This window comes from Chitinophaga sp. Ak27, from assembly GCF_012726295.1.
Classification (GTDB): domain Bacteria; phylum Bacteroidota; class Bacteroidia; order Chitinophagales; family Chitinophagaceae; genus Chitinophaga.
In genome coordinates this window covers 172,312-187,654 of the sequence record NZ_JABAOB010000006.1, presented here as the reverse complement: position 1 = coordinate 187,654, position 15,343 = coordinate 172,312, and the positions used below count along the sequence as shown (strand labels likewise).

The 15,343-nt window shown below is 45.4% G+C and carries 16 protein-coding genes; 14 read left to right on the top strand and 2 right to left on the bottom strand.

Going from position 1 to position 15,343, the window contains the following annotated elements:
* Positions 1 to 281: 281 nt before the first annotated feature.
* From trmB to HGH90_RS20410, 10 genes are all read left to right on the top strand, one after another.
* Positions 282 to 989, top strand: coding sequence for a tRNA (guanosine(46)-N7)-methyltransferase TrmB (gene trmB / locus HGH90_RS20455; protein ID WP_168765190.1), 708 nt, complete (start codon positions 282 to 284; stop codon positions 987 to 989).
* Positions 961 to 1,173: a DUF5522 domain-containing protein gene (locus HGH90_RS20450; protein WP_168765189.1), complete on the top strand. Its 213-nt coding sequence runs from the start codon at positions 961 to 963 to the stop codon at positions 1,171 to 1,173. Before trmB ends, HGH90_RS20450 begins: the two co-directional genes overlap by 29 nt.
* Positions 1,091 to 1,522, top strand: coding sequence for an MGMT family protein (locus tag HGH90_RS20445; RefSeq protein ID WP_169191797.1), 432 nt, complete (start codon positions 1,091 to 1,093; stop codon positions 1,520 to 1,522). Before HGH90_RS20450 ends, HGH90_RS20445 begins: the two co-directional genes overlap by 83 nt.
* 42 nt (positions 1,523 to 1,564) lie before the next feature.
* A complete protein-coding gene (locus HGH90_RS20440; RefSeq protein ID WP_168738072.1) occupies positions 1,565 to 2,008 on the top strand; it encodes an IPExxxVDY family protein in 444 nt (147 codons plus the stop codon).
* 84 nt (positions 2,009 to 2,092) lie between these two features.
* Complete coding sequence (locus tag HGH90_RS20435; protein WP_168738073.1) at positions 2,093 to 2,323, top strand: 4a-hydroxytetrahydrobiopterin dehydratase; 231 nt, start codon at positions 2,093 to 2,095, stop codon at positions 2,321 to 2,323.
* A 22-nt stretch (positions 2,324 to 2,345) separates the two neighbouring features.
* Positions 2,346 to 4,430, top strand: coding sequence for a histidine kinase (locus HGH90_RS20430; protein ID WP_169191796.1), 2,085 nt, complete (start codon positions 2,346 to 2,348; stop codon positions 4,428 to 4,430).
* Positions 4,431 to 4,457: 27 nt separating this feature from the next.
* Complete coding sequence (locus HGH90_RS20425) at positions 4,458 to 5,210, top strand: LytR/AlgR family response regulator transcription factor (RefSeq protein ID WP_168765186.1); 753 nt, start codon at positions 4,458 to 4,460, stop codon at positions 5,208 to 5,210.
* A 267-nt stretch (positions 5,211 to 5,477) separates the two neighbouring features.
* Positions 5,478 to 6,113 carry a TetR/AcrR family transcriptional regulator gene (locus tag HGH90_RS20420; RefSeq protein WP_168765185.1) on the top strand — a complete coding sequence of 212 codons (636 nt, stop codon included), beginning with the start codon at positions 5,478 to 5,480 and terminating at the stop codon, positions 6,111 to 6,113.
* 62 nt (positions 6,114 to 6,175) lie between these two features.
* Complete coding sequence (locus tag HGH90_RS20415) at positions 6,176 to 6,778, top strand: outer membrane beta-barrel protein (RefSeq protein ID WP_168765184.1); 603 nt, start codon at positions 6,176 to 6,178, stop codon at positions 6,776 to 6,778.
* Between the two features lie 122 nt (positions 6,779 to 6,900).
* Complete coding sequence (locus HGH90_RS20410) at positions 6,901 to 7,089, top strand: hypothetical protein (RefSeq protein WP_168765183.1); 189 nt, start codon at positions 6,901 to 6,903, stop codon at positions 7,087 to 7,089.
* A 57-nt stretch (positions 7,090 to 7,146) separates the two neighbouring features.
* Here the strand turns inward: HGH90_RS20410 and rho are convergent, their stop codons facing one another.
* On the bottom strand, positions 7,147 to 8,835 hold the full coding sequence (gene rho / locus HGH90_RS20405; RefSeq protein WP_247679937.1) for a transcription termination factor Rho: 1,689 nt from the start codon (positions 8,833 to 8,835) through the stop codon (positions 7,147 to 7,149).
* A gap of 466 nt (positions 8,836 to 9,301) precedes the next feature.
* Between rho and asnS the strand changes: the two genes are divergently transcribed.
* The 4 genes from asnS to chrA all read left to right on the top strand — a co-directional run bounded on the left by asnS (position 9,302) and on the right by chrA (position 13,982).
* Complete coding sequence (gene asnS, locus HGH90_RS20400; protein ID WP_168765182.1) at positions 9,302 to 10,741, top strand: asparagine--tRNA ligase; 1,440 nt, start codon at positions 9,302 to 9,304, stop codon at positions 10,739 to 10,741.
* Between the two features lie 141 nt (positions 10,742 to 10,882).
* On the top strand, positions 10,883 to 11,404 hold the full coding sequence (locus tag HGH90_RS20395; protein ID WP_168765181.1) for an ExbD/TolR family protein: 522 nt from the start codon (positions 10,883 to 10,885) through the stop codon (positions 11,402 to 11,404).
* Between the two features lie 102 nt (positions 11,405 to 11,506).
* Positions 11,507 to 12,463, top strand: coding sequence for an isopenicillin N synthase family dioxygenase (locus HGH90_RS20390; protein WP_168765180.1), 957 nt, complete (start codon positions 11,507 to 11,509; stop codon positions 12,461 to 12,463).
* Between the two features lie 325 nt (positions 12,464 to 12,788).
* Complete coding sequence (chrA, locus tag HGH90_RS20385; protein ID WP_168765179.1) at positions 12,789 to 13,982, top strand: chromate efflux transporter; 1,194 nt, start codon at positions 12,789 to 12,791, stop codon at positions 13,980 to 13,982.
* Here the strand turns inward: chrA and HGH90_RS20380 are convergent.
* Positions 13,977 to 15,320, bottom strand: coding sequence for a sigma-54-dependent transcriptional regulator (locus HGH90_RS20380; protein WP_168765178.1), 1,344 nt, complete (start codon positions 15,318 to 15,320; stop codon positions 13,977 to 13,979). The genes chrA and HGH90_RS20380 overlap by 6 nt on opposite strands.
* Positions 15,321 to 15,343 lie beyond the last annotated feature (23 nt).

Here is a 15,343-nt window from a genome sequence, read left to right as displayed (position 1 = left end):
AACGTAGTATAATTGGGTTGACCACTAATCTTATTTGTGCTATGGCTAACTGCCCCGTGGAGGTTCGACTCCTCCTCCTACAGCTTAATTGGTTTAAAGAGCTCGTAAGTTATTATGCTTACGGGCTTTTTTTTTGAGCAAAAAGCGGAAGGTGGAAAGCAAAAAGCCATTGAGATGATTGATCAAAGCGAATTGATATTATTTAATATCTTCTTGCAAACGGGTCAATAGCTTTTTGCTTTCCACCTTCTGCTTTCTGCTTTTTCTTATTTTTGCCGCAAATGGGACAAAAAAAATTACAACGATTTGCTGAAATTGAAACCTTCCCCAACGTATTGATTTACCCGGAAGGTATGCAGGGAAAATGGAATGAATTTTTTAAAAACAACCACCCTGTTACATTAGAACTGGCCTGTGGCAAAGGGGATTATACCCTGGGCATGGCCCGGCTGTATCCGGATCAGAACTTTATCGGAGTAGACCTGAAAGGCAACCGTATCTGGAGGGGGGCAAAAACAGCTCTGGAGGAACCGCTTCCCAACGCTGCCTTCCTGCGCACCCAGATCGACAAACTCAACAACTATTTTGCGCCGGGAGAAATTAAGGATATCTGGATTACCTTTCCGGATCCATTCCTCCGCCAATCCAAATCAAAGAAAAGGTTAACGCACCCTAAGTTCCTTCAGCTGTTTCAGCCACTGCTGGCGCCAGGTGCTACCATTAACCTGAAAACAGACTCTCCTCAGCTGTATGCTTTTACACAGGAAGTGATCAGCGCAGCGGGATGTACCCTGATAGAAGATATTGCTGATGTATATGCTTTACCCGAAGTGCCGCCATTATTGAAAATACAGACCTATTATGAGGGCATGCACCTGGCTGATGGCAGAACCATCCGTTATCTGAAATTTCAATTGCCTGCTGCTCCGCTGAACTGGCAAAGCATAAAACTGCCGTCAGATGAAGCAACCGTTGGTGGAGAAGATTGACTTCTATTATAACGCCGAGGGCTATATGGTATTTACGGAAAAGTTCCATGTAGACCGGGGGTATTGTTGTGGTAATGGCTGCAAGCACTGTCCTTTTGATTATGAAAAAGTACCTGAACCCAAAAGAGCTGCCCTCCTTGCCCGTAGACGGGAAGAAGGAGAAAAAGGAAAAGAAGACCAGTAAATCGGATTCTTTTTTTAAAACCGTATTTAAAATAGCCCGCACCATTCCACGCGGCAGGGTCACCTCGTATGGCGCCATTGCGGATGCCTCGGGGTTGAAGCTGACCGGCCGTATGGTTGGCTGGGCTATGAATGCAGCCGGCAGCGCCAAACCGGCCGTACCCGCCCACCGGGTTGTCAACAGCAAAGGAGAACTCAGTGGCAGAAGCCACTTTGCCACTCCCACCCTCATGCAGGAGCTGCTGGAACAGGAGGGCGTGGTAGTAAAAGCAGATAAAGTGCAGGATTTCAAAACCGTTTTTTGGGATCCCGCTAATCCTTCGGAAAAAAGCCGCAAAAAGAAAAAGTAGATTTTTTCAATATCCAGACTGGATGTACCGTTACTTTTCTATATGACAATACTCAAGTTAAAGCTGGACCAGGAGCAATTGGTGGAGGATTTCTTTGAAAACACCCACCTGATCGGGATTGCATCTTCTGCGAGAGATTACCAGTTGTGCTGGCATATTAACCGCCAGCTGCATACTAATTTCCGGGTAAACAATAACCTGGAAATCACGCTCTCCAAGAGAAGCAGGTCTTTTCATTTTCCTGTACTTGAGTTCCTTGAACCCACCAACTCTGTAGCACACTACTTTTACAACAATCACTGCCAAGCAGAATTTCTTCTGCCTGAACTCAAACAGATCCATTTTCTATGGATGATCAAGGGCGATTATTACCAACCCCATGATGTAAAAAAATTATTGGAAGAATTACGCATTGTTCCGCTCGTACAATTAGTATCTTTACTGGACATCAGGGAAATCAAAAACAAGATGAACCTTATTTTTTAAGACAGGCACTACACAATAACACCTGATAATATTTAACCAGATTCGAAGAAAGACCCCTTGTTTTACCTTTTAAACCCCTGAGTTATGTGGGAAGAAAGAAACAAACAGCTTTACCGGGCATTTGAATTTAAAGATTTTCGGGATGCGTTTGCATTTATGACCAAAGTGGCGATGGTAGCTGAAAAAATGGACCATCACCCAAACTGGCGTAACGTTTATAACAAAGTGGAAATATATCTGAGCACACATGATGCAGGGGATGTTATCACCGCCAAAGATGAAGCATTAGCCAGCGCCATTGATAAATTGCTATAACTAACTATATATAAGACACTTTGTGAAGCGCATTATTTTAATGCTGCTGTTGTACTGTTACACTGCAGAATCCTTTGCCAACGTCGATCGTACGCCCGTAGATACATTGATCACCGATGCCGCATTTGCTCCCGCAAGTATGGATCTGAGGCCTTATATCAATATTATTTCCGACGAACAGCAACAACTCACCATTGCACAAGTCAGCCGACTTACCTTTCACCATGATGAAAACGTATTTCATAATTATCCCAAAAACAACGGACAGGTAAACAACTGCTGGCTGAAACTGATGGTAAAAAATCAATACAGTAAGCCCCTGTCATACCGCCTTTTTTCCGGCTGGCATGACTTTATGTATTGGTATAGCCAGGCTCCCGGCGGTTCCCCCCAGCTACTGATGCAAACCGGATTAATGCTGGACAATGGTGGTGTAGAGCGGTGGCATCATTATGCCTTTAATGTGCAGGTCCCTCCCGGGGAAGTGCGCATCTTTTACCTGCATATCATCAATAAATCCTACAATGAAAATGCGCTGATGCCCCTCCTTTTCAGCACAGAAGGCTACGCCGTTTTCCGCGACCAGCAGCTGGATATCTATCGCAAAGAGGCCGTTGTGATACAGGTGCTACTGGGTATGCTGATGGTATTCTTCAGTATTTCTATTATTAATTATATACAACTCCCCGATAAATCGTATATCTACTTTGCCGCTTATGTGCTGGGGCTCATTCTCTTTTTTGCTTTGCGGCTGGAGAGCAAGCCTTATCAGCTCTCTTTCTTCCATCGCTGGCCTATGCTGAAATATTACTGGGATATACCCGGTTTACTGTTCTGCTTTTACCTGATGTACCTGCTGTTCGGAAACGCATTCCTGAACCTTACCGAGCGATATCCTTTTATGGAGCGGGTATTTACCTGGGTAGCGGCTGTTGTAGGGGGATTGATCATTTTCTGCATGTATTGTATCCTGGAGGAACAATATCATTTACCCACGATTATTTACAGCTATGTATACTTTTTAACGCTGATCCCTTTGCTGGCGGTATTTGTGGCGTTGGCCCGGCGTTCCCGGCACCATCCGCTGGTAAGGTTCTTCCTCTATGGCTCCGTTTGCCTGTACCTGGCCTGTTTCGGCTCTTTCCTCATGCACGTACGGCCATTGGGGTTACTCAGCGCGCTGGGAGAACTCGCGGCTCCTACTATGCTGTTAATTGGCGGCGTACTGTTACAGGCTATGTTTTTCCTGGCAGGACTCAGCTACCGGAACAAGCTGGTGCACCTGGAACGCACCCGCACCCAGGAGCTGCTGATCAAACAGTTAAATAAAAATAAAGAGCTACAACATAAGCTCAATGAGCAACTGGAAGAACTGGTAAAAGAACAGACCACGGAAATATTGCGTAAAAAACAGGAACTGGAAGAACAACGAAAGATACAACTGGAAACAGAATACGATAAAAAGCTGACGGAGATTGAGTTAAAGGCCATCCGCGCTCAGATAAATCCACACTTCATTTTTAACTGCCTCAACTCCATACAGCTGTTCGTCATGCAGCGCGATTATGAGTATGCGCAGAAATACCTGTCTGATTTTTCTTACCTGATCCGCAAAACACTCGACTTCTCCCGGCGTAATTTCATATCCCTGGCCGATGAAATTACTTATCTCAACACCTACCTGGGATTGGAGAAAATGCGCTTTGAGAACAGGATGGAATACGAAATTGTGGTAGATCCGGTAATCGCCACGGCTGAATTGGAAATTCCTGCCATGCTGTTACAGCCTTATGTGGAAAATGCAGTGAAACATGGCATGACGAACCCCAAGCAGCCAACCGGACAGCTATCTATTTATTTTAACCAGGTAGCTTCTGATATGCTGGAATGTATTATCGCCGACAATGGTATTGGCATTGCCCGTTCAAAATCCCTGCGTATGCTGCCCAAACATCACCAGTCGTCAGGTATGGAAATCAGCCAGAACAGGGCGGAATTGCTGAATAAAATGTATAACACCGAAATCCATATAGAAATTATTGATAGATCATCTGATGATGATTCAGATAGCGGTACAACAGTTAAAATACTGATCCCTCAGTTATAATTCAGTATATCCGTTAATGTTACTTATATGATAAAGGCTATTATTATAGATGATGAGAGGAACAGCCGGGACATTATTGCATTAATGCTGGAGAAATATTGCCCCGGGATTACCATTGCCGACACAGCGTCTGACTGCGCTGATGGTATCGAAAAAATCAAGAAGCATCGCCCCGACCTGGTATTCCTTGACCTGGAAATGCCTGATGGGACGGGATTTGACGTACTTTCAGGCACCCTGCCGGACATCCCGTTTGAAGCGGTGTTTGTAACCGCGTTTGAAAAGAAGTTTCTCCATGTGATCCGTTTCAGCGATGTAGAGCTGATCCTGAAGCCTATTGACAAAGAAAGCTTGTTGCAGGCGGTGGCGCTGACAACCGGCCGCATTAATGCTGGGGCCCCGAAAGACCGGTACCGCGTATTGCTGGAAAATTTCAACAACAGCAAGCCGGTCGCCTGGAAGTTGTTGATCCCCGCCACTAATGGTGAGGCCTATACTATACAGCTTCCGGCTATCGAATACCTGGAAGCACAAGGCGACAACTGCCTGTTTTACCTGAACAATGGAACAAATATCACGGCCCTCCAGTCTTTCCGTTACTATGCCGACCTGTTTGCCACCCTGCGCTTTTACCAGATTAATAATAGCCAGATGATACAGCTGGCCAATGTGAGTCATTTAGATGCTTCATCCAGTAAAGTAGTGCTGAAAAGCGGCGTGGTACTGGAAATTACAGAGCGGAGGCAACGCGACCTGGTACATAAACTGTCACATTCCTAAACGGCCAGCTTCGTATATCCATTTCCGGTAATTTTAAATTTTCAATTTTTCCGGAGTCTCCTTTTTGATTTGTTTAAAGTATTGCCAACGTTTTTGTTAACGAAACGTGTTTACCCGGCATTTCTGTGCATTTTGATATCATGCGCGAAGAGTACGTAACAATTTCTTAACAAAAAAATTTGGTGAAATAACTTTTGGTTGTACATTTGACCCGCAAAACAAAATAGTCAAACAGTCAATTTTGCATTTGCGCCCAACCTACACCTTATGGCAGAACAGGACCAGAAACGTATTATGATTCTGGAAGCGGCACTAAAGCGCTTCAAGCGGTTTGGCTTATCTAAAACTACCATGGAGGAGATAGCGAGGGATCTGGAAATATCCAAAGGCTCTTTATATTATTATTTTTCTGACAAGGAATCCATATATGTAGCAGTTGTGGAGCGAATGATAGCTGATTGTTTTCTGGACATGTCAGCCTATGTAGAAACCGCCCCAACTATCACTGCTATTATAGACCGTTACCTGGCATTGAAAGAAAAAATGTTGCTGGAATATCATTTTCTGTTTGGCGTAAATGAATGGATTAAAGATGTCCCTTCCAGTTTGATGCGTCAAACGATAGAGTTACTGCAGCAGGTAGAAATTTCTTTCCTTTCCGCCACCATTGCTAAAGGCGTGGAAAATGGGGAGCTGCATGAGGGCACGGATCCTGAATTAACGGCGCAGTTGCTGGTAAACGTATTATTCGGTTTATGGGTAATATGGTGCAAGTGGCAGGCAGCAGGCTTTGATCCTCATGATAAGGATGGGCTGAAATGCTTTATGAACCGTGAACGTCAGGTATTGAATATATTTTTTAATGGATTAAGATATCGACCAAACATCAACAAGAATTGCTAGCAAGTATGTAGAAGAATCAAGACACAGGAATAGTTTTAATGAATATTTAAATTTAACGACAGATGAAAAAGTTGATTGTAATGGCCGCAGTAGCACTGTTCGGCACACAAGTAGCAAAGGCTCAGTTATCGAAAGGCGATTTTATTTTAGGAGGTAATCTGAATGTTTCTACTACCACTGACAAACAAAAAGGTACTGATAACAAAACCACCAACACCACCTTCGGTATCAGCCCTAAAGTAGGTATGGCACTGAACTCTAACTGGGTAGTAGGTGTATTTGCCAACACTGAATTCGGTACCAAAAAAGTGAATGGCTTAAAAACTACTAACACCAGCGTAACTCCAGGCCTGTTCGTTCGTAACTACCACATGATTGGTCAAAGCAAATTTGCATTCTTCGCTGAAGGTAATGCAGGTTACCACTTTGGTACAGACAAAACAGACGGTAACAAAACCTATACTTACAATGGTTTCTCCGTTAAAGTATTACCTGGTATCACTTACTTCGTGAGCAAACACTTCATGCTGGAAGGCGCTTTCGGTGGTCTGAGCTATGCTTATGACCAGAGAAAGACAGAAGCAACCGGTGTTAAAAATAACACCAGCGCGTTCAGCTTCGATTTCCCTAAAGAATTTCAAGTGGGTGTAAACTGGATATTCTAATAAGCATCTGATGATGTTTTATGTAAGATAGTTATAAGGTTAGATAGATTGGATAATCCCGCCATAGTATTACTCTGGCGGGATTTTTGCATGATAAGAAGATCACTCATTTAACATCTGTCATGAAAAAAATAGTACTCCTTTTATGTGGGCTGTCGGTTGTATTCTGCTATAGTTGCGTAACGCCTGTATATACAGAAACAGGCAATCCACACGGATTACCGCCAGGACAACAAAAGAAAATTTACGGCACCAAGTCGGCGAAACCGTTTGCGCCAGGACAACAGAAAAAACAATACAATCAATACTAAAGTAAAAGGCCCGTTACGATGATCGTAACGGGCCTTTTACTTTATCGTAGTCCTGCTCTAGCTGTTCATAGAAATCAGGAATTCTTCGTTGTTTTTAGTACCACGCATATGTTGCAGCATAAAGTGCATAGACTCATCTGTGTTCATATCGCCAAGGTGGTTACGGAGAATATGGATACGTTTGAGAGAATCTTTATCCAGCAGCAGGTCATCGCGACGGGTAGACGATGCAGAAACATCGATAGCCGGGAAGATACGTTTGTTAGCCAGTTTACGATCCAGTAACAGTTCCATGTTACCGGTACCTTTAAATTCTTCAAAGATCACCTCATCCATTTTAGAACCGGTATCAATCAGGGCGGTAGCCAGGATGGTTAATGAACCACCGTGTTCAATTTTACGGGCCGCACCGAAGAATTGTTTTGGTTTCTGCATGGCGTTAGCTTCCACACCACCGCTCAATACTTTACCGGAAGCAGGAGCCACGGTATTGTGAGCTCTTGCCAGACGGGTAATAGAGTCGAGCAGGATCACCACATCATGTCCGCATTCTACCAGGCGTTTTGCTTTCTGTAATGCGATGGCAGATACTTTTACGTGTTTCTCTGCAGGCTCGTCGAAAGTGGAGGCAATTACTTCTGCCTTTACGCTGCGTTCCATATCTGTTACCTCTTCCGGACGCTCATCAATCAGTACTACCATCAGGTATATTTCAGGATGGTTGGTAGCGATTGCGTTGGCTACTTCTTTCAGTAACATGGTTTTACCTACTTTGGGTTGGGCAACGATTAGTCCGCGTTGTCCTTTACCGATAGGCGTAAACATATCCATGATACGGGTAGAGTAGTTATTGGAAGTGGTTGTTAACCTGAGTTTTTCGAAAGGAAACAGTGGCGTCAGGTAATCGAATGGCACGCGGTCGCGTACTTCTTCCGGCGACTTATTATTAATCGTTTCTACTTTCAATAAAGCAAAGTACTTTTCCCCTTCTTTAGGTGGGCGTACAGAGCCTTTCACGGTATCCCCGGTTTTCAGGCCGAAGAGTTTTATTTGAGAAGGCGATACATAAATATCATCGGGGGAGCTGAGATAGTTATAGTCAGAAGAACGGAGGAAACCATAGCCATCCGGCATCATTTCCAATACGCCTTCACTCACGATAACGCCATCGAACTCTATGTTGAAAACGGGTTCTTTCTTATTTGGAAAACGGTTTTTCTGTGCCGCGGGCGTTACTGGTATTTCTCCAGGTACTACAAAGTCATCGTCATCCAGTTCATCTTCTACCGGCGGTATTACTACTACTTCTTCTTCCTCTTCTTCCGGTTCTTCATCTTCCGTAAAAGAAGGGATAATAATATCATCATCGTCGTCGAAAGTAAGGGAAGGAATGCTATCCAAGTCTATTTCGAAATCTTTTACTTTAGGCTTGGCAGAAGCGGCTGCAGGAGCTTCGTGTTCGTCGTGTTCTTTAGTTTTTGTTCCGGTGCTTTTCTTTGCTGCTGCTTTTTTCGCAGCTGGTTTTTCTTCAGCGTGCGCAGGTTCTTCGGCCGGGTGGCTAGCTTCGTCTTTCTTTACAGGTTTGCGTTTCCGTGCTTTTTTCTCGTCTCCGTTGGCTTGGTTATCTTCTGAGGCTAATACTGCTTGTTTATCAAGAATTTTGTAGATAAGGTCCTGTTTGTTCAGTTTTTTTGCGTTGGGAACGTCCAGTTTCTCTGCAATATCAAGCAGCTCAGGAACGAGCATGTCGTTCAGTTGTAAGATGTCGTACATCATCTGTGTTGTCAAATTTTAGAAGTGTTGTGAGGCGGGTACCACTGCATACCAACATACACCAATTACAAATAATTGTTTTGAGTCAATAAATTTAATTAGCTTATTAAATTTGATAGGGAATGTTGAGTTTAGGAACTGCTGATGAAGATGGAAAATGAACTTAATCAGGCAGAATATACCGCAAGATTAAAACAACTTTTACTATTATCCAAAAATTTTTAGGCACCAAATGCCCCAAAGTAGCCCCTATTCTGTTCTTGTGCGGGGCAAACCGGCCACCGGACTGGCATTCCGAGCCCCCAGCCGGGGCTTGCCCCTGTTCCACTGCTATTTTTAACATTTTGTTGGCACCCTGGGAAAGGAAAAAAGGCGGTTACCGGTATTATATACTATGAAGATTTACGCTTATTTTTGCAATCCTAAAAATTAAATATATATGAGCCAAAGGGTAAAAGTCAAGCAGATCTTGTCCGATGACAAGGCGCATTACGAAGTTACAGTTAAGGGTTGGGTGCGTTCATTTCGCAACAATCAGTTTATAGCTTTGAACGATGGCTCTACCAATAATAATTTACAGATCGTTATAAACGCCGAAAATACTGATGCCGCGCTGATCAAGCGTATTACCACCGGTGCCGCTATCAGTGCTACCGGCGAAATTATACCTTCCCTCGGTAAGGGTCAGAAAGTAGAGCTGAAAGCCAGCTCCCTGGAAATACTGGGTGATTGCGATCCTGAAAAGTATCCGCTCCAGCTGAAAAACAAGCCCAGCCTGGAATATCTCCGTGAAATTGCGCACCTGCGTTTCCGCACCAACACATTTGGCGCCATTTTCCGCGTACGCCACGCCCTGGCATTTGCGGTACACCGCTTCTTCAATGAGCGGGGTTTTGTATACCTGCATACGCCTATCATTACAGCTTCTGATGCGGAAGGCGCCGGTGAAATGTTCCGGGTAACCACGCTGGACGTGAAAAATCCGCCGCGTACCGACAGCGGGGACATTGATTTCAAAGAAGATTTCTTTGGTAAATCTACCAACCTCACTGTTTCCGGGCAGCTGGAAGGCGAATTGGGCGCTATGGCTTTTGGTGACATCTACACCTTCGGCCCAACTTTCCGTGCAGAAAACTCCAACACCGCCCGTCACCTGGCGGAGTTCTGGATGATAGAACCAGAAATGGCTTTCTATGAGCTGGAAGATAACATGGACCTGGCAGAAGCTTTTATCAAGTCGGTAATAGGCTATGTACTGGATAATAACCGCGATGATCTTGATTTCCTCGCGAACCGCCTGGTGGAAGAAGATAAGCAAAAGCCCCAGCAGGAACGCAGCGAAATGGGCCTGATAGAAAAACTGGAGTTTGTATTGCACAACGAGTTCGTACGCATTACCTATACAGAAGCGATCGACATTCTTAAAAACAGCAAACACAATAAGAATAAGAAGTTCCAGTACCTGATTGAAGGCTGGGGCGCTGACCTGCAGAGTGAGCACGAGCGCTACCTGGTAGAAAAACACTTTAAGAAGCCGGTTATCTTAACTGATTATCCTAAAGAGATCAAGTCTTTCTACATGAAACTCAACGACGACAATAAAACCGTAAGGGCAATGGATATCCTGTTCCCGGGTATCGGTGAAATGGTAGGCGGTTCACAGCGTGAAGAAAACTATGACAAGCTGGTAAAGCGTATGGAAGAAATGCATGTTCCGGTAGAAGAGTTGAGCTGGTACCTGGATACCCGCCGCTTTGGAACCGCTCCTCACGCCGGCTTTGGCCTCGGCTTTGAGCGCCTGATGCTGTTTGTAACCGGCATGTCTAACATCCGCGATGTGATTGCATTCCCGAGAACACCGAAGAGTGCGGAGTTTTAAACAAATCATTAAATAGATTTTTCCCGGAAAGGGCGTTCAGATTGAACGCCCTTTCTTTTTGCATTTATGGAAAAAATCCGCTGCCGCATCTAATAGCTGAAAGCGCTTTCAATCATTTTCGTATACCCTAAACCGTTAGTTATGGCTGAAATGAATACTGCTGCTCCCAAAGGGGGCCACGGCACCCGTAGCAATAAAAAGTCGACCCGCGTGGATATGACACCCATGGTAGACCTGGGCTTCCTGCTAATTACCTTCTTTATGCTGACCACCACCATGACAAAACCCAAAACCATGGACCTGGTGATGCCCCGGGAGGATGGAGAGCCGATGTCGCTCCCGGCAAAGAAGGCATTAACCGTAATACTAGGGCCCGATAACCGTATTGCCTGGTATGAAGGCATAGGCAACGACCCCGCCCAGCCGCCACAGGTGCACTACTCCAGCTATGCCAATCACGCTGGCATCCGGGATGTAATTATTGATAAAAAAGCGGCTGTGATGGACGCGTTTCATAAAAATGATCTGATGGTACTGATCAAAGCAGATAAAAGGGCGAACTACAAGAATATGGTCGATATCATGGATGAAATGCTGATCAGCAAGATAGCCCGGTACGCTGTGGTAGACATCACCCATGAGGAGGAACAATATTTCCGGTAAGGGCCGCCGGCCAGGGGGATTTGGCCGGTAACCCGATAGCTTTTCTGCTGCCCATAGTGCTATTTTCGCTACCTTTATCGCTCCAAAACAATAATATAAGATATGGCAACCACCCACTCAATCCCCTCAGTGGACCTTGCGGACTTCACATCCGGAGACGCAGGGCGAAAAGCAGCATTTGTGCAGCAGTTAGGTAAGGCTTATGAAGAAGTTGGTTTTGTAGCAGTAAAGAATCATGGGATTCCTGACGAACTGATTGCTGACCTCTACAAGTACGTGCAGGAATTTTTTAAGCTCCCTTTTGATACCAAACACCAATACGAGATTCCGGAGCTGGCCGGCCAGCGGGGTTACACTTCGTTTGGGAAAGAGCATGCCAAGGGATACGAAGCCCCGGATCTGAAAGAGTTTTTCCAGTTTGGACAAACCGTAGAAGATAACGATCCTATCGGGGCAGAATACCCGGATAATGTACAGGTGGCGGAAGTACCTGCATTCACACCCACCTTTTTCAAGGCATACCGCGGATTTGAACAATCCGGTAAGTACCTGTTACAAGCCATTGCCTTGTTCCTGGGGCTGGACGAGCATTATTTCGATAATAAAATCCATAATGGTAATTCCATCCTGAGAGCCATTCACTACCCTCCTATTACGCAGGAGCCTAAATCGGCCATCAGGGCAGAACAGCACGAAGATATCAACCTGATTACCCTGTTGGTGGGTGCGTCGGCCGACGGACTGCAAATTCTTGACAAGCAGAACAACTGGGTACCGGTGACCTCACTGCCAGAACAGATTGTGGTAAATGTGGGAGACATGCTGCAACGCTTAACCAACAACCGTTTGAAGTCGACCACGCACCGGGTGGTAAACCCTCCCCGGGAAATGTGGAATACTTCCCGTTACTCTATTCCCTTCTTCCTGCATCCTAAGTCAGCCATGAAGCTGGACGCACTGGAAAGCTGTGTTACAGCCAACAACCCGCTGGCTTATGAGCCGATCACTGCAGGTGAATACCTGGATGAACGTTTACGTGAAATAGGTCTTAAAAAATAAGGTGCTATAAAACTCAAAGTCCCGGCAACTCATCGTTCCGGGACTTTATAAATATCCTGCGTATAAGCAAGTCATTCTTTAATGGTTCCTCAATATGGTTATTCTTTAGGTCCGAACATCTCAGACATTGGTGGGATATTAACCAGGCTAGTATCGAAACTATCACAACGGACAAAAGGCCATATTCGTTATAATGGGGCCAATATTACAAGTATTGTGCCTTTATTATTTTGAGGGGTTACCAATATTGGCAACGCGGTTGTATTTTGTCAGGATATTTGATTACCTTATTGCTTCGTCCAATCGGAATTCACTAAAAAACACTGTGCTTCTACGTCATATTCCTTTCTTAAAAGCTGTGCTATTACATAGCATTACCGCCTATGGAGGCCCGCAGGGTCATCTGGCGATGATGATGAAAACGTTTGTACAGCAACGTAAGGATGTTACCGAGCAAGAGTTGATGGAATATAATGCTTTCTGTCAGTTATTACCCGGCGCCTCCTCCTCCCAAACCCTTACCCTGATTGGCTATAAACGGGGAGGAGTAATCCTGGCCGTTATTACGCTGCTGATATGGATTTCTCCGGCTTGCCTGATCATGGGGTCCCTGAGTTTCCTGTTACAGTATTTTGGTAAGAATGCCCTTAGAACAGATATTTTCAAGTATGTGCAGCCGATGGCCGTGGGTTTCCTTGCCTATGGCGGCATTCGGGCTTTTCGCATCAGTATCAACAACCTGGCTACCGGCGCCATCATGGTGGTAGCCATGTTTACCGCATTTTACCTGAAATCGCCCTGGACCTTTCCGGCGCTGATCATATTAGGTGGCATCGTATCTAACTTCAGTAATAAACGTATTCCCGGGAATGCGGAAAAGCCCCGGAAAATACAATGGGGAAATATCTGGCTGTTTGCTTCTATATTCATCCTGGCGGGAGTTTTATCTGAAATGGCGCGTACCCACGAGTGGATTACCCGTCGTCCGTTCAACCTCTTCGAAAACTTTTACCGTTTCGGTAGCCTGGTATTTGGAGGCGGCGATATCCTGATAGCGATGATGCTGGAACAATATGTAACCCGCGCCAAATCGCAATATCTTTCTGCAGAAGAGTTGCTGACAGGCGCCGGTATCATGCGCGCACTTCCCGGTCCTACCTTCTCCATATCTGCTTATGTAGGCGGTATGGCTATGCGTAACCTGGGTATGGGTTACCAATTCCTGGGCTGTATGCTGGCGCCAATTGCCATTTTTCTGCCGAGCTTGCTACTGGTATTGTTCTTTTTCCCTATCTGGAACAACCTCAAAAAATATGTAGTGATTTACCGCGCCCTGGAAGGTATCAATGCCGTAGTGGTAGGGATTATGTGGGCAGCCACCTTTATCCTGTTCTTTGCCATACCGATCAACTGGTACAACTTGTTGATCATGGCCAGTACGCTGGCGTTATTATGCCTAACCAGGCTACCCTCTCCATTTATCGTACTGGCGTGCCTGTTACTCGGATGGCTGTTATAAGGCAGTAATATTGTATTCTTTTATCTTGTTATAGAGCGTAGTTAAGCCTATTTCCATCAATTCTGCGGCCTTGGTCTTATTGCCTTTGGCGTGTGCCAGCACCCGGATAATATGTTTCTTTTCCATGTCGGCCAGGCGGAGAGATGTGTTTTCTTCGGAGCTGCCTTGCTGAAAATCCAGGGGAAGTACCGGCGTATCCAGTATATCCGTATCCGTTAAAATGGCGGCCCGCTCAATCACATTACGCAATTCACGTATATTTCCTTTCCAGCTGTGTTGCTGCAGCGCCTGCAGGAAAGCTGGTGTCATACCAGTAATCCGCCTGTTTATTTTAGGTGCTATCTGTTGTAGGAACCAGTTAGCCAGCAGTGGAATGTCTTTGCGGCGCTCATTGAGGGATGGCAGCGAAATCTGGAAGGCGGATAACCGGTAGAACAGGTCCGCACGGAAATGCCCCGCCGCAATTTCCTGCTCCAGGTTACGGTTGGTAGCTGCTATGATGCGCACATTGGTTTTAGTGGGTTTAGATTCCCCCACTTTATAAAACTCCTGGTTTTCCAGCACACGCAACATTTTCGCCTGTAGTTCAATAGGCATTTCCCCTATTTCATCCAGGAAAATAGTGCCGCCCCGGGCTTCCTCGAAAAATCCTTTCTTATCTTTTACTGCGCCGGTAAAGGCGCCAGCCACGTGGCCAAACAGCTCACTTTCCAGGATATCTTTTCCGAAAGCGCTGCAATTCACTGCTACAAAAGGTTGTTGTTTACGTTGGCTTCCCTGGTGAATGGCGTGGGCAAATACTTCTTTACCAGCACCGGTTTCACCCAGCAGCATCACCGTCATATCTGAAGGCGCTACCTTTTCTGCCAGGGCAATGGCAGCACGGATTTCCGGCGAATCGCCAAGTATGTTGCCAAAGCTGTACTTACCTCCTATCTTCTTTTCCAGGTCACGGATTCGGAATTGCAGATGTGCCTTGTCCATGGCTTTGCTCACCAGGGGAAGAATACGGTTGTTGTCATCTCCCTTGGTAATATAATCGAATGCGCCGTTTTTAATGGCTTGTACGCCATCGGCAATGTTGCCGTAAGCCGTCAGTACAATCGTTTCTATTTCCGGATATTTGACATGTATCTGCTGTACCTGGTCTACTCCATTGCCATCGGGCAACTTTACATCGGAAAGAATAACATGTATTTCTTCCTTCTCCAGGATTTTCATAGCCGCCCTCAGATTGGGGGCTTCATGGAGGGTATATCCTTCCAGGGCCAGCAGCCTGCTTAATAGCTTGCGCAGCTGGTCTTCGTCATCAATGATTAAAATATGGCCTTTAGACATAGCCCTGCAAAGATAATAGTTCC

Coding starts and splice junctions, on each gene's coding strand:
- HGH90_RS20420 (WP_168765185.1), top strand. CDS start 5,478: ATGGCAGAACAGGACCAGAAACGTATTATGATTCTGGAAGCGGCACTA.
- HGH90_RS20435 (WP_168738073.1), top strand. CDS start 2,093: ATGTGGGAAGAAAGAAACAAACAGCTTTACCGGGCATTTGAATTTAAA.
- HGH90_RS20445 (WP_169191797.1), top strand. CDS start 1,091: ATGAAAAAGTACCTGAACCCAAAAGAGCTGCCCTCCTTGCCCGTAGAC.
- rho (WP_247679937.1), bottom strand. CDS start 8,835: ATGCTCGTTCCTGAGCTGCTTGATATTGCAGAGAAACTGGACGTTCCC.
- HGH90_RS20390 (WP_168765180.1), top strand. CDS start 11,507: ATGGCAACCACCCACTCAATCCCCTCAGTGGACCTTGCGGACTTCACA.
- HGH90_RS20440 (WP_168738072.1), top strand. CDS start 1,565: ATGACAATACTCAAGTTAAAGCTGGACCAGGAGCAATTGGTGGAGGAT.
- trmB (WP_168765190.1), top strand. CDS start 282: ATGGGACAAAAAAAATTACAACGATTTGCTGAAATTGAAACCTTCCCC.
- asnS (WP_168765182.1), top strand. CDS start 9,302: ATGAGCCAAAGGGTAAAAGTCAAGCAGATCTTGTCCGATGACAAGGCG.
- HGH90_RS20410 (WP_168765183.1), top strand. CDS start 6,901: ATGAAAAAAATAGTACTCCTTTTATGTGGGCTGTCGGTTGTATTCTGC.
- HGH90_RS20395 (WP_168765181.1), top strand. CDS start 10,883: ATGGCTGAAATGAATACTGCTGCTCCCAAAGGGGGCCACGGCACCCGT.
- HGH90_RS20380 (WP_168765178.1), bottom strand. CDS start 15,320: ATGTCTAAAGGCCATATTTTAATCATTGATGACGAAGACCAGCTGCGC.
- HGH90_RS20425 (WP_168765186.1), top strand. CDS start 4,458: ATGATAAAGGCTATTATTATAGATGATGAGAGGAACAGCCGGGACATT.
- HGH90_RS20450 (WP_168765189.1), top strand. CDS start 961: ATGAAGCAACCGTTGGTGGAGAAGATTGACTTCTATTATAACGCCGAG.
- HGH90_RS20415 (WP_168765184.1), top strand. CDS start 6,176: ATGAAAAAGTTGATTGTAATGGCCGCAGTAGCACTGTTCGGCACACAA.